The following is a 13,764-nucleotide window of genomic DNA, read 5'->3' as shown; positions in this document are numbered from 1 at the left end:
GCGTCATCTATTCAAACGTGGGGACGATGTCTATCACTTCTCAAGAATGGAAGTGGGCATGAGCGCCCACCTCGTCCGTAACTGGTTCGGCTGCTTCGAGGACTGCGACCCTCACTGGAAAAATTTGGGGATGACTGCTTCGATGTTCGCTTCGAGGGCCCCCATGATCGTGGTCGGCCAGCCGAAGTAGGAAGTTGTGTAGGTGAGCGCGTTGTAGAAGGCTGCAAGCCCGGCTCGCGCCTCCTCTTCGATGGAGCCCAGCTCGACGTGGAGGTAAGCGACTTCGTGGCCGTGCTCGGGATCGTTGTACCATGCGCGCCGCTGTCGAGCCGGATAGAGGGTCGGGTGAGTCATGTTGGACAGGAAGCCGTAGATTCCTGAGGCTTGCAGTTGAGTGATGGTGCCGCCAGCGGCCTCGGTTAGGGAGTACATCAGCCTCACCGACTCTTCGAGTCTCGGAAGCTCCTGATTGTGGAGCCTTCCTTCTCCCAGCGCCTGCCTGCTCGCATCGGGAAATCTCGCGAGGATCTGCTTCTTGAGTCGCGTGTATCTGCCTGCTGCGTGCACGTAACTCGCATGTGTCTTGCCGTGCATGTAACCGGCGTTCTTCTTGGCTTCCTCCGCGCTATTCAGTTCTTCGAGGTAGCAGCGAGCGAGACGGTCTTGTGCCGGTTCTCCTTCTTCCCCGAGTACCCATACCGCGTGAGCGCAGTTCTCGATGATTGCGCGAAGGAGGAGCGGTGGTGAGAACAGGACCTCGCCGCTGGCATAGAGGCTTGCGAGGCCTCCGAGGTGACCACTTGCAGTGTAGAGAAATATCTGAACAACCTCAGCTAGCAGCCGATGGCCGGTCTCCCCGTTTGGTTCGGGAACGAGCGAGTCAGGCGACGGGAGCACGGCGGCATCCTCGGCAGCGGCAGATCCTGGAGCGGGAGTCCAGTGGTAGTTGTCCGCCGTCTCGTGGAAAGCATCGCGGCATTCTAGGAACAGAGTTGAGAGTTCTTCAAGCCGGGCGCTGAACTCAGGCGTCGGGGATTGCCAGTGGCTCATGAGTTCGCGATCCGCTTCCCTTCGGTCAGTTCGTGAGGGTGTTGTCCATGTGCGAGCCCAGGTAGCCCACGGTCACATAGCCGACGTCGGAATAGGTGTCCTTGAAGTAGAGCCGTGGAGCCACGCCGGTGAGGTTCGACAACTTGAGGTGAGCCACCATGAGCGTCTTACCAGAGGGGTCGACTTTCCTATCGACAGGCAACATCCGCTGGGCACGGTACTTGTCGTTGTTCTTGACCGTCTCGCCTTCGGTCCAGACGATCTTGCCGATCTGCACCCGGTGGCCGTGATTCTGATGGGTGATGAAGTTGCTCAGGGAGTGATCGAACGCACCATCGTGTCGAGCACGGGAGTAATTATCGAAGGTCAGAAGCGCATCCCAAGTCTTCATCACCGCTGCTTGGCCGAGAACGGTGTGCTCATCCAGCTCAAGGGCATCCTCAATGTCTCCAGTGAATTTGACGCCGGACAGTCCATCCACACGATCAAGCAACTCAGCGAAGGTATCGGGGTAAGTCTTGGGAACTTCCTCATCGACGAACGACCATGCTGAGGCGGCTCCTTCGCCGCCGAGGTCGGTGAGTTCACGGCGCAGGTAGTCCACTTGGCGAGTGAGGAATGCAGCCTCCTCACGAGCGGCAGTGAGTTGGGCATACTGCACGTCGTTTTCAGCTTGAACCTCTTCGAGGAGGCTTTCAGCCAACGATGCGCGTCGAGCGAGTTCCTTGTTCTCGGTGAGGCCTTTCTTGACTTCGCTTTCTGCGAGCTCGGCGAGGGCTCGCCAGACTGTCGCCTCATCTTCAGAGGGCGAATCTGTAGAGACCGGCTCGTGGAGAACCGCGAACGGTTGCAGCCGTTCCTTGCGCAGGAACTCGAAATCGACCTCGCGCAGAGCGTCCGGAATGCGGAGCGCGTTCAGGCGCTTCAGTTGAGCGTTGCGCAGGATACGTCGGATACGAGCTTCCGTGGAATCGCGCAGGGTCGAGGCGTGCAGGAGGCGGTGCTTGAAAGCGTCCTGCCTGTCGGAGAGGTCCACACCGGGAAGGAATGTGCGCATGGCTCCGGGTGAGACCCAGTGACCAGCTCCTCCGTGCTGGCGGTTGAAGATGACGCGAGCTTCCGGGGTGAGCGTGTAACCGATGCCCATTCCCTGGATCTGCCCGGCAAGCTTCGTGATTTTGTCGGCCCACTCATTAGAGTCAGTACCGTCCGGGGTCGCAGTGACGAAGACCGCGCCCATGCGCTCCGAGTCGGACAGGATTCGAGCCAACTCATCGACGTGGCCTTGGCTCGCGATCACCTGGAACTCTGACAGCGGTTCAGCGGCTCCGTCGCTCATGTTGACGGTGTTGAGGATGTCCTGCACGAAGGTGGGGCGCCCACTCATCTGCACTTCTTCGACCTCGCGGCCGTTCGTATTGGTCCAGATGAGGGTGGGCGGCTCGACATCTACCCAGAGCCACAGCAGGTGCTCGGCCAGAGCGAGAGTCACGTTGGTGACACCGGTGCGTGAGGTCTCGGGATTGTCGTACCACTTCGGCGGTGCCCAGTCTTCGATGATGGTCCAGCGCTTTGCGCTGACGGTGCCGTCGTCGCTGGCGTAGCTGGCGGCGGTGAGGGTCGCGCCGGAAAGGTGTGTGAGGGATCCGGAAGAAGGAAGCTCGGAGTAGCCCTTCTTGCCGGTGATCCAGCCGCTGAAAGCTTTGATGATGCCGTTGAGGTTGTCCTCGGTGGGGTCCGCCGTCAGGATGGTGCGGTATCCCAGTGCCATAGGTGCCTTCCCCCACGAGTACGTCTCTGCTTCATCGTAGGGACGTCTTCCGACACGAGCGGGAAGTCACCGGCGAGGCCGGCTCGCAGCCGCGGATTCAGTTGCTGATGAGACGACACTCGGTGTCACGCTCGCGGGCATACCCATGCAGTATCACTTCGAGAGAAGTGAAGGGCGGCTGCTAAGTGCCGGTTGACGGGGGCTGGTCGTGTCGGGCGTGTAGACGGGCCTTAGTCGCTCGGGACTTCTCATTGTGAGCGGTTTCACATGGATCGCATCAACACGCAAGGTCATATCGGTAGGCGGTGTCGTGCTTCTTGTCGGGTGCCGCGAGTTCCCCGCTTTCGCGCACGCGGCGCATAAAGTCGTTGTGGTTCCGGCGGTGCGCTTCTTTGCAAGCTTCGCAGCGGCAGCCGTGGTTACCGTACACATTGGTCGTGCCATGCACCAGGTTGCCGTCTGGGAGCGTCACGCGTCTGGCACCTCCTCGTCGTCACTGCCCTCTGCGATCGTGCCATCATGCTCGTAGAGCACTGACCCGACCAGAGCTTCGATGTTGAAGGCGGCAGCGGGGTCAGGAGCTGCCCTGCCCTCGACCTCTGCGAGCCTGGCCGCGGATAGATAGGCCAATCGAACCGCCTGAATCACGATGACCCGGCGAAGTCCGTCTGAGACCTCGCCGCGTTCACGTGCGACTGCGGCGAGCCGAGCCACCGTCTCAGCCCGACGACCGATCCGGATGTCTGGATGACCCCGCTCCGCGCGGGTCTCGGGGTCGATGAGATCGCGCCGCAAGGACTCCGGGAGGTCGACGCGAGCGGACACCGGCGGGATCTTCTCATTGAGGATCGCCTTGAAGCGTGAGTTGTCGATCGCGCGCAAGTAGGCGCTGTACTCAAGGGCGTTGAGGCGGCGCTTCGCCTCCTGGCTGCTCCGCGGAATGCCCTCCAACTCCCACACTGGGAAAATCTCGATCTCAGCGACTTCGAACACGTCCAGGATGCGCATTGCCACGGCGTCGGTTCGCTGATTGGTCAGGTGGCGACGGATGCGAGTTCGCAACTTCTCGTTCGTTTGACCGACGTAGATCGGCTCGCCGTCGTAGTCATAGAACGCGTAGACGCCCCAGGTTGCATCAGCCCACTTGCGCCCGGAGTCGTCCGACATGTCTAGAAAGTCGCGCAGGCTCTTGCGGAAGCGTCGGACATCATCCGCCGGGAGCGCGGCTCGCGATGGCCGTGAGACGCGCAGGTCCGGCTGCGAAGACCACCTACTGGACACTGCTCTTCAGACTGACCGGCTCTTCGGAGCCGAGCTTGCCGGTTACGAGCGGGTGCAGATACTCCTTGGCCAGCCACTCAACAGCAGGAACGGCGACAGCGTCTCCGAACGCAAAGAGCGCCTGATTCGTCCGAGCACCTTCGAGATTGAAATCGCCCGCGCCCATCAGCCGCGCGTACTCCAGCGGGGTCATCCAGCGAACCTGGAGGCGTTTGTTACCGATACGCACGACCGCCTGCTTGGAGGAGCCTCCTCGCGCAGTTCGCAGGCATCCAGACACGTCGTCGGCGCGAACCTCCCATACGGCAACTCCATGCCGTGTGCGACGATAAGCAGTCCGAAACTTGACACCTGGACTGCGTCGCAACTCGCTCAGCCGGTCGCGCTGCATTGGGGAGAGTGAGCGCACGAAGGCTTCAGTCCGATCGGCATCCCACCACCGTTCATCTGCAGTGGGCATCTCCTCAACCAACTCTCCGAAACCCGACGTGCGGAAGGGCGGCGGCGCGGGAAGCCGAGCCTTGTGCATGCGGAGGCTGTCGTCTCCATAGAAGTTCTGAGCCCAATCGGGGCGCAGCTCCGAGCGTCCGTCGTCGCTGTTCTTCGGAGGGTTCTTCGCGCCGACGAGGAACATGCGGGGGCGCGATTGCGGAACGAATCTGCGAGCATCTAACGCGAGGATGTCAACTGAATAGCCCAGGCTGTTGAGCCCACGTATGGCTGCTCTGAGATCGTCTCCACCATGCGACGTAGCAAGGCCGGTCACGTTCTCCAGCACGGCAACATCGGGTGCCTCGTCCCTCATACCTCGAAGGAGGTCGATCCACAGCCAGAAGGTGCTGGACTCGCGTCCGGCAAGGCCAGATCGAGTTCCGGCGAGCGAGAGGTCTGTGCAGGGTGAGGACGCCCACGCCAGTCGTGCGCCTTGGGGAAGCTCCTCAGGCTTCACCTTGCCGATATCGCTGACGACGTAGGTGTGCTGCGGGCCATCCTGGAAGTGGGCTTCGTACATCGCGTGCTTGTCAGGCTCGTAGTCGTTCGACCAGACCACCTCGAAGCCTGCACGCTCCAGTCCGAGCCGGGCCAGTCCCACCCCTGCAAAGAACTCGAGAACCTGCGGATGTGGGCGAAGCGGGATGATGTTGCTCACGCTCTCACCGTAACTGGTCGGGCAGTCTGGGGCGCCAGGGACACGCATTGCGCTGTCGAGGGTCATGGGTGCCAGCATCGCAGCAGCCACCGACGTCAGGGCGAAACCCCTCAGCGTCTACGGAGACGTGCGACGCGGACTGCTTCCTCTATCGCGGCCGCGACCTCCGCAGGCGGTTCATGCTCCCAATAGCGGAGCGCCGCCCAGCCGGCCTGGGCAAGACGCAAGTCAGTCTCTGCGTCTCGCTGTCGATTGCGGTTGATCTTCCCCTCCCAGTACCGGGCGTTCGCTTTGGGCATCACAAAGTGTTCCGAGCAGCCGTGCCAGAAACAGCCGTCGATGAAGACGGCCACCTGGGCGCGTGTGAACACTATGTCGGCCTTCCGCCGGAGTGTGAGGAGTGGGCGCACGTCGACGCGATACCGAAGACCGCGGGCGTGCAAGAGCTGCCGCACTGCAAGTTCGGGCCCGGTGTCGCGCGATCGATTGGCTTGCATCGCCCGTCGTGAATGTTCGCTCGAGGCCCACGATTCGGACATACCGCAAGCCTACGGGGGGTGTGACCTGCTGTCGGCGCACTGGCCCTGCCGCTCTTGGATACGGCGGTTCGTGTGCCGGCCGGCCCGTGGCACGCACGTACGGCGTCATCGCAAGTTCGTCTCGGCCGGATGTAGATTCCGAACGTGTCGGACGGCGTTGATATCCTTCCATTTAGCGGCGGAGCCCCGCCATGATGGGGCCTGTGGAAAGATCGGGAGCGCACGAGATGATGACGTTGCGCACTGCGAGGGCAGCGATATGACGACCGCAGCAGACGCCGCAGCACCGTGCAGACACATCGGTGCGCCGCCCGCCGCCACGGTCGATCGGGCGGCCGCAGTCATTAAATCGTTGGCAAGTCACCCTGACGTGCTTGCGCGCTACGGGATCTCACCGAACGAGTTCACCTCGGCCTTGCCCTCGGCGATTGAATCCGTCCGCGGCAGCATGAGCGCCAGCAATGCGGACCGACGGCAATTCCTGCTGAGTGTGCTTACCCACGTGGTCGACCGTGGCCTTGCTACAAGTGTCACAAAGCCGGACTACGGCGACGACACGGTCTACCGACTGAACGTGCCGTCCATCGGCGCAGTCGCCATCATCCAGAAGGGATGTCCTGATGGTGCCCACAGCAGCGTCCGCTGGACGGTCCCCGACTGGGCCCAGGAGACCTACCTTTGGTGGTTGTGCCCGAGCCTAAAAGCACACCCTGGCGAACACATCATCAAGGGAGTCAATCGACTGCGGGGCAAATTCTTCGCTGAGCCCGACGGCCGGGTGTTGTCAGGTGTGATATTCCACAACGATCTGTGCGGCACAGCCCAGCGGCCATGCCCAAAACAGGAAAGGGCGGCCGAGATCGACGGCCAGCTTGTCCCAGCGCCGTGCATCTACACGATGCCCGAACGTCAGAAGGATGCGAACGCCTGGAACTGGACTGGGAGCCGCCACGTGAAGTTTCCCGCGGTCCTGCTCCAGGCATTCGACATCAAGGCGGCCGAGGCTGATACGTTCACTGGGTTCGTCGGCTTTCAACGGAAGGACAACGGCGTAATCCGCACAACCGTCGCGACACGATTTGGAGCAGGTCGCTCCTCCACCTACAGGAGCTGAATAGGTTGACCATCGAACCCCAGACCAATTCCGTCCTCGACTTAGAACGCGCAGAGTTCCTCAAGGCGCGCGATGTCATGGGAAAAGTCCCGGTGCCAGCTTGGCCACGTGCCGCAAAGGAGCTGAGTCTCGTCGAGCTCGAGGTGGACTGGGTGCGGTTCTCCACCCTCAACCACCGCACACGCGGCGAACAGCGCGCCGCGGTATCCCGCATGGGTGACAATGGTCTCTTCACCCAAGACCCCCTGGGACCCAAAGCGCAAGCCGCCCAGTACAAGATCCTCCACGACCAGTATGGATTCGGCGACCTCAAGCAGGACCTGAGCGAAAGGGGCCAACAGGAGCCGGCGATCGTGTCTGCCGACGGCGTACTAATCAACGGGAACCGTCGCTCTGCAGCGCTCCGAAGTCTCTACTTGGAGGACAACCATCCAAACGCCCGCTACGTGAAGTGCCTCGTCCTCCCCGCAGACGCAACGGCTGCGGAACTCATCGACCTCGAGACCGAACTCCAGATCGCCCGCGACTTCAAACAGGAGTATGGCTGGATCAATGAGGCGTTCCTCATCGAAGAGCTCTTTGAGCGGGAGAACAAAGATTTCGCGCGAGTTGCCAAGAGAATGCACCGATCCAGGGCGGACGTTCAGTCCCTTTACGACAAGCTCCAGCAGGTGCATCAGCTCGTCGACCTGTCCGGCGGAGCCCGGCAGCACATTGACTTCAATGACAATGAGGCAGCGTTCGACGAGCTCGCAAAGCACATCAAGAACAAGCAGCCCGCAGAGGCAGAAGCGGTCAGGTCGGTCTACTTCCTGGGGACACTCGCAGGGGTGCCCTACCGGAAGCTCAGGCTCCTTCGGCGGCCGGACGCCGCCGCACTGGTCCAGAAAGAAATCGAGAACGACCCTTCCCTGAAGCCGCTGCTCCCGGCCGCCCGCGCTCATTTCGATCCCGACTTCGAGTCGGACATTCTCGACGAGATACTTGGTGCAGAGTCACAGCCCGGTCCGATCACGCCAGTCCTCACGCTGCTTGCGACAAAGGCGCCCGATGAGGCCGTGATCCTCGACGGCGGCCGAACGGTAGATGTCCAGGACTTGTTCGGCTCGCTTCAGAGCGCGATCACGGCGGCCGCCGATGAAGCCAAGGAAGACCAGAAGGACCAGGAGGCGCAGTCGGCGCCGCTGACTCGGGTGAACAATGCGATCGACGAGCTCGAACGTGCCTTGGCCGCGCTACCGAAGGCGCGCACGTTCAGCGAGTTTGACGAATCCGCTGTGGTCGATCGGGTGCGGCACCTCAAGGGGCTCGTCGATAGGCACTTGGGCAACGCGTGATCTCGATCGAACTCGGCGATCGGACACGGCCGACCGTCTTCCTGACGCTACAGCCCGGATCTCGAGGAGGCGCTTGGGCGCACCTGCAGTCGCTACTGTCCCGTGGCACCACAGGTGGCAGTGCGGCCTCCTTGGAGGTCCGCGCCGAGGTCTTCTACGCTGAGTTGGCGGGCGTGCGTGAGGCCCAGACCCTCTTCGGCGAGCGCCTGGATTTCGGCTCGCGCATTCGGGAGGAGCTGAGGACACTCGCAGGAGACCGAAAGGCTCGCGAGCACGCGGTCGCGGCAGGCCCGACGCAGTCCGCGGATGAACTGGCAGACGAACTCGCTGCGAACGGCTTCGTCCGCACCCTGAAGCCGTTCCAAATCCGCAACCTGGAAAAGATCCTCCGCCTGCCTCATGGCGCCGACTTCTCGGTTCCTGGTGCAGGCAAGACCACAGTTGCGCTGGCGAACTTCGTCCTCCAGCGGGCCCGCGGGACGGTGGAGCGGATGCTTGTGATCGGCCCGATCGCCGCGTTCGACGCGTGGAAGACTGACTCGGCAGCGTGTTTGGAGAGCGCACCCAAGATCACAGTTCACACCGGCCCTGATTCCGTTATCCCGCGAGACACCCAGCTGCTACTGACGAATTACCACAGGGTCGCCAGTGACTATGAGCGAATCCGTGGATTCGTTGACGCCGCGCCGACGCAGGTCGTGCTCGACGAGGCGCATCGGGTGAAGCGCGGCGCGGCGGGAGTACACGGCCGTGCCGTGCTGGACCTCGCCTATGCCGCACGCCGCCGTGATGTCCTGACCGGCACACCCGCTCCCCAGGGTGCAGGCGACCTGATCGCGCTCATGCGCTTCCTATATCCTGGGCAAGATCGCGCGATTCTGCCGGCCGACGTCTTCAATGAATCGATGGGGCGCGATCCGGAGGTTGTACGTCAGACCAGTGAGGCGATCCACCAGTATTTCGCGCGCACCCCGAAGTCCGAACTCGGGATCCCGGACCCGAAGTGGGACATTATCGAGCGGCCTATGGGCGCTATCCAGTCGGCGATTTATGCCGCTCTCGTCGGCCGATATCGCGGCACGTTTCAGCTTTCGACCGACTCCAGGCGTCAGTTCGACAAGCTGGGACGCATTGTCATGTACTTGCTCGAGGCAGCTGCGAACCCCGCGCTCATCGTGGCGGGATCGGACCGCGCTGACGAGGACGGATTCGCGCACCCGCCTATCGAAATCACGGGACATGAGCCGTTGGGCAAGCTACTGCGGGACTACGGCCAGTATGAGCGCCCCTGGAAGTACGACTACGTCATCGAGGCTGTTGCGGATGCTGCGCGTCGTGGCGAGAAGGTCTTGGTTTGGTCGACTTTCGTGCGCAACCTACGCGCCCTGTCTCGTGAACTGAGACAGTTCAGCCCGGCGCTCATTCATGGTGGAGTGCCTTCGGAGGACTCGGCCTCGCCTGGAGTCGTTACAAGGGAGGCTGAACTGGAGCGCTTCCGAAATGATCCCTCGTGCGCAGTGTTGCTCGCCAACCCTGCAGCGGCCGGTGAGGGCATCAGCCTCCATCACTGGTGCCACCATGCGATCTACCTCGATCGCACCTTCAACGCCGGCCATTTCCTCCAAAGCCAGGACCGCATTCACCGGCTTGGGCTTGCCCCGGACGTCGAGACGCGTTTCACCGTGCTGATCAGCGAGGGTTCAATCGACGCCGTCGTCGATGACCGCCTCCGAGACAAAGTGAGGTCCCTTGCCGCGCTGATGAACGATCCCGGCTTAGTGCGGGTCGCCTTGCCTGAGAGTGACGAGGATCACGAAGAGCCGCCCACCGAGATTGACGACACGGTCGCGATCCTGAACCATCTAGGGTCTGGGTAGGCGCATGCTACCGACGCACGGTGCAGTGACAAGCGTCTTCCTCCTGGCCAATGCCGTACGATATGGTCGTCAGCCCGACGTGGCGACATGGGTTGGTGCAGCTCGGGCCAAGAGTGCGTTCCTGGCCGCGGCACTCGATCACGAGCCGACGGCCAGATTCCTGATCAGGGAAGGTCTGGTGTCGTCCGCCGCAGGCATCGATCCAAGGACACGACTCAAGGCCGTGTCGGCTCGCGCTGATCGGCAGACGCTACTTGCGATCGCCGCGTTACTCCTCGAGGTTGACCCGCCACCATGGCTGCCGATTGCTGTTGTCGACCGTCAAGTGCACTACGAGGTCATACCGTCGGCGGATATGGAAGCCTTGGAATGGTTGCGGCCGGATCTGGAGCAGTTGCTCCTCAACGCGGCACCACCAAAGGCGCCTCACACGGACACCCTGGCCCTGGGGATCGGGAGGGCGGCTGAGCTTGCAGTATTTGCTGCACTGACAGGCGGTGATGGGTCTGCGATTCACGTGTCCGCCATCTCGGACCGGTTCGGGTATGACGTCGAAAGCGCCCACGGCACTGGGGTTCGACGGTGGGAGGTGAAGGGATGCACGGAGGTGACCGCGAGCGCTTTCCATCTCAGCCGAAACGAGTTTGAGAAGTGCCGCGCTTTCGCATCTGAGTGGACCCTCGTGCAGGTCGAGTTCGCGGGGGCCGCATTGGTCGCAGAGTATGTTACGGCAGACCATATCTCGAGCATTCGAGAATTGCCATCAGCCGAGGTCGTGAGCTTAGTTCCACCTGACACAGATCACTTCCAGTGGGAAAAGAGCGCTCTCGTCTCCCCTTCACCCCGTGCATGGGTCCCGAGCAGCATCAGAATCCCGGCCAGCCTCCGCCTGCCCAGTATCTATACGTTGGGACTCGAAGCGCTGGAACTGTACGAAAGCGACCTAGCTGACCGAAGCGTGCTGAGCGCTGCTGAACCGTTCCGCGGTACGCGGATCGGCGCAACCACCGCCTCGGCCGGCAGCCCCGCCTCGGCCGTTTGACTCCGACAGAGTTCGAGGCCCTCATGAACACGCCAGCCGCACTGGCTGCGTGACTACAAGAGTCACCTATCCGTGCAGCAGACCCGCCCCCAGGAGTTGCTCGCACGTGAGTTTGTAGTTCAAGAAGGTGTCTTGATCTCCTGGTTCAAGCGTCTTGTAGGTCTTGCCTTCGAAGTCGGGTGACTTTCGACCGAGCGTGAGGCGGTTGTCCGCGAACTGGAATATGGTCCGAAGTCGTTGCTGCCCGTCGACAACATCCGCAGGGTCCGACGAGTGTCGCGATCCACGGTGGTTCGAAAGAGGAGTTTGGGAATCGGATACCCGTTCAGTATCGAGTCGATCAGGTACGACTTTGCCGGTGTAGACCAGACGCTACCTCGTTGAAACTTCGGGTTAAGTTCGACCTCGCTGTCGACGACGCACGAATTCTGGACGCTTGCGGCGGTCGAAAAGTGAACGGTCGCGGGCAGTCTAGCCGTGGTCCTGTTCGGCTCTGATGCTGGGCAGGGTGTCGATGCCGCGGTCGCGTAGCCGATAGCTGGCGCCCTTGAGTGCGAGGACGTCGGCGTGGTGGACGATGCGGTCGATCATCGCGGCGGCGACGACTTGATCGCCGAACACTCCGCCCCACCCGCTGAATGGCAGGTTGCTGGTCAGGATCAGCGAAGCGTGCTCGTAGCGGGACGACACCAGCTGGAAGAACAGGTTCGCGGCGTCTTGCTCGAACGGGAGGTAGCCGACTTCATCGACGATGATCAGCGCGTACCGGCGCAGTTTCGCGAGTTCCTGCGCCAGCCGGCCCACACGGTGCACGTCGGACAGGCGGGTGACCCAATCGGTCGCGGTCGCGAACACCCGGTGACCGTGCCGTGCCGCGTTGATACCCAACCCGGTGGCCAGGTGCGTCTTGCCCGTACCGGGCGGGCCAAGGAGCACGACATTGCGCCCCTCGGTAAGGAACGCTCCCGATGCCAGGGCGCCGATCTGCTGACGAACGGCAGGCTGTGCATCCCAATCGAAGTCCTCCAGCGTCTTCCGCGCCGGGAACCCAGCGGCGCGGACCCGTAGCTCAGCGCCGGACGCGTTCCGGGCGGCGACCTCCCGCTCGAGCACGGCAGCGAGGTACTCCTCGTGGGTCCACCCGGCGTCGCGGGCGTGGTCGGCCAACCGGGCTGAGGCCTCGGTGATCCGTGGCGCTTTGAGCGCAGCAGCGAGGTAGTGGATCTGCTTGACCGCCTCGGACGGTGCTTTCGACGTGCCCATCAGGCGCCCACCCCGTTCAACCCGAACGCCCGGTCGTAGTCGGCCAGATCCCGACCCAGCCCGTCATCAACAGCTGCGAGGGTTCGGGGCTGCTGGAACTGGCGGCGCAGCACCGCGGCTTCTTCCACGTGGGACGGGTCGGTGACGGTGAGCCCGCGCGCCCATACTCGCTGGTGCTCGGCCACAATCCGCCCGCCCATCCGGATACGAACCCGGTCCAGGTCGGCCGTGACATCGACGACCCGGCCGATCGCGGCGGGGCTGACCGAGTAGTCGCTGCTATCAACCCTGACGTAGTAATCCCGCCCCAGTCGCACCTGGTTACGCCACCCCAGATGCAGCACCACCGGTGGCAGCGGCAGCATGCCCGCCCGGTCGGCATCGATGAGATCGACCGGGCGGGCTTTGATCGTGCGCACGACCCGCTGGTTCGCGATAGCCAGCCAGTCGGTGAACTGCGCATTGAAGTCCGCAGGGGAAACGAACGAACGGCCCGGCATGAACGACGTCTCGAAGTACCCGTTGCGTCGCTCGACGATGCCCTTGGACTCCGGGTCCCGCGGTCTGAGCTGCACAATCTTCGTCGCAAGCGTCCCCGCGAACTCCGTCACCCCGGCAGCGCGCCGCTGACCCCGACCGATGCCCGGCTCGTTGTCCCAGATCAGCCGCCGCGGTACCCGACCGAACTGTTGGATCAACTCCCACGACCCAAGCAGCAGATCCTCGGTCTTCCGCGTCGGGATCATCCGACCGGCCATGCTCCTCGAGTGCGCCGCAGTGATCACCAGCACCGGCAACAGCACCCGCGACCCGTCCTCAAGCGGGATTTTCCGCGGCGGGAACCACAGATCGCACTGTGCCGCATCGCCAGGCTCCCACGACAACCTGTCCGCAGGATCCTGCGGCCGCACCTCGGGTCGCAGCCGGCGCACGTTCTCACGAAACCACGTGATCGACCCCTCCCAGCCGACTCGTTCCGCGAGCACCGTCGCCGGCATGTCCGGCGTCGCCCTCAGCAACTGCCGCACCCGATCCTCGTACGGCGTGAACGAGGTCGAAGCCGCCGGCTTCCGCTCGTACCGCGGCGGCGCATCCGACGCCGCGGCCTTCACGACCGTGGTCCGTGAGATCCCCAAACGCTCAGCGATACGCGCCTTCGGCACCCCATCCTTCACCAGCCGCCGGATCAACGCCCAGTCCTCCAAAGTGATCACTCTCCAATCGTTGAGTGTTCACTTTTCGACCGGGTGGTTTCCAGTGACGGTCGCAACGAGGACCATCCGAAAGGGGTTCTCGTATGTCTTCTCGTCGTGTTCGGAAAGGGCCGGGTCGCAGGCCGA

12 protein-coding genes are annotated in these 13,764 nt (G+C 62.8%); 4 read left to right on the top strand and 8 right to left on the bottom strand.

Translation table 11 applies throughout. The features are described from left to right. Positions 1-111 precede the first annotated feature (111 nt). From AB0K73_RS00060 to AB0K73_RS00035, 6 genes are all read right to left on the bottom strand, one after another. Positions 112-1,050 carry a hypothetical protein gene (locus AB0K73_RS00060; protein ID WP_360511232.1) on the bottom strand — a complete coding sequence of 313 codons (939 nt, stop codon included), beginning with the start codon at positions 1,048-1,050 and terminating at the stop codon, positions 112-114. A gap of 25 nt (positions 1,051-1,075) precedes the next feature. After that, the gene (locus tag AB0K73_RS00055) at positions 1,076-2,821 is read right to left on the bottom strand and encodes a hypothetical protein (RefSeq protein WP_360511233.1); all 1,746 of its coding nucleotides are present in this window, start codon (positions 2,819-2,821) and stop codon (positions 1,076-1,078) included. Between the two features lie 277 nt (positions 2,822-3,098). Next, a complete protein-coding gene (locus AB0K73_RS00050; RefSeq protein ID WP_360511234.1) occupies positions 3,099-3,293 on the bottom strand; it encodes a hypothetical protein in 195 nt (64 codons plus the stop codon). After that, positions 3,290-3,988 (bottom strand): GIY-YIG nuclease family protein, encoded by a 699-nt coding sequence (locus AB0K73_RS00045; RefSeq protein WP_360511235.1) that lies wholly within the window; start codon positions 3,986-3,988, stop codon positions 3,290-3,292. Before AB0K73_RS00045 ends, AB0K73_RS00050 begins: the two co-directional genes overlap by 4 nt. Positions 3,989-4,091: 103 nt before the next feature. Continuing rightward, positions 4,092-5,252 (bottom strand): DNA cytosine methyltransferase, encoded by a 1,161-nt coding sequence (locus tag AB0K73_RS00040; protein WP_360511236.1) that lies wholly within the window; start codon positions 5,250-5,252, stop codon positions 4,092-4,094. A 110-nt stretch (positions 5,253-5,362) separates the two neighbouring features. Continuing rightward, positions 5,363-5,791: a very short patch repair endonuclease gene (locus tag AB0K73_RS00035; protein WP_360511237.1), complete on the bottom strand. Its 429-nt coding sequence runs from the start codon at positions 5,789-5,791 to the stop codon at positions 5,363-5,365. 259 nt (positions 5,792-6,050) lie between these two features. Between AB0K73_RS00035 and AB0K73_RS00030 the strand changes: the two genes are divergently transcribed. The 4 genes from AB0K73_RS00030 to AB0K73_RS00015 all read left to right on the top strand — a co-directional run bounded on the left by AB0K73_RS00030 (position 6,051) and on the right by AB0K73_RS00015 (position 11,161). Beyond that, positions 6,051-6,905 carry a hypothetical protein gene (locus AB0K73_RS00030; protein WP_360511238.1) on the top strand — a complete coding sequence of 285 codons (855 nt, stop codon included), beginning with the start codon at positions 6,051-6,053 and terminating at the stop codon, positions 6,903-6,905. A 5-nt stretch (positions 6,906-6,910) separates the two neighbouring features. Next, positions 6,911-8,242, top strand: coding sequence for a ParB/RepB/Spo0J family partition protein (locus AB0K73_RS00025; protein WP_360511239.1), 1,332 nt, complete (start codon positions 6,911-6,913; stop codon positions 8,240-8,242). A gap of 173 nt (positions 8,243-8,415) precedes the next feature. Further along, entirely contained in the window at positions 8,416-10,119 is a 1,704-nt protein-coding gene (locus AB0K73_RS00020) for a DEAD/DEAH box helicase (RefSeq protein ID WP_364774732.1), read from the top strand. 25 nt (positions 10,120-10,144) lie between these two features. Further along, positions 10,145-11,161, top strand: a complete 1,017-nt coding sequence (locus tag AB0K73_RS00015; protein ID WP_360511241.1) for a DUF3883 domain-containing protein — start codon at positions 10,145-10,147, stop codon at positions 11,159-11,161. A 471-nt stretch (positions 11,162-11,632) separates the two neighbouring features. On the opposite strand, the gene istB is transcribed toward AB0K73_RS00015, so the two are convergent. After that, the gene (istB, locus tag AB0K73_RS00010; RefSeq protein ID WP_360511242.1) at positions 11,633-12,424 is read right to left on the bottom strand and encodes an IS21-like element helper ATPase IstB; all 792 of its coding nucleotides are present in this window, start codon (positions 12,422-12,424) and stop codon (positions 11,633-11,635) included. Then, positions 12,424-13,638 carry an IS21 family transposase gene (istA, locus tag AB0K73_RS00005; protein ID WP_360511243.1) on the bottom strand — a complete coding sequence of 405 codons (1,215 nt, stop codon included), beginning with the start codon at positions 13,636-13,638 and terminating at the stop codon, positions 12,424-12,426. Before istA ends, istB begins: the two co-directional genes overlap by 1 nt. Positions 13,639-13,764: the final 126 nt, after the last annotated feature.

The sequence above is a fragment of the Agromyces sp. NPDC052230 genome (assembly GCF_040679595.1).
Classification (GTDB): Bacteria; Actinomycetota; Actinomycetes; order Actinomycetales; family Microbacteriaceae; genus Agromyces.
The sequence above is the reverse complement of the archived record's forward strand: the minus strand, read 5'-3'. Positions and strand labels throughout refer to the sequence as shown.

Bases quoted from the DNA above. Each gene is read 5' to 3' on its own strand.
- AB0K73_RS00060 (WP_360511232.1), bottom strand. From the start codon at position 1,050: ATGAGCCACTGGCAATCCCCGACGCCTGAGTTCAGCGCCCGGCTTGAA.
- AB0K73_RS00055 (WP_360511233.1), bottom strand. From the start codon at position 2,821: ATGGCACTGGGATACCGCACCATCCTGACGGCGGACCCCACCGAGGAC.
- AB0K73_RS00045 (WP_360511235.1), bottom strand. From the start codon at position 3,988: ATGTCGGACGACTCCGGGCGCAAGTGGGCTGATGCAACCTGGGGCGTC.
- AB0K73_RS00035 (WP_360511237.1), bottom strand. From the start codon at position 5,791: ATGTCCGAATCGTGGGCCTCGAGCGAACATTCACGACGGGCGATGCAA.
- AB0K73_RS00030 (WP_360511238.1), top strand. From the start codon at position 6,051: ATGACGACCGCAGCAGACGCCGCAGCACCGTGCAGACACATCGGTGCG.
- istB (WP_360511242.1), bottom strand. From the start codon at position 12,424: ATGGGCACGTCGAAAGCACCGTCCGAGGCGGTCAAGCAGATCCACTAC.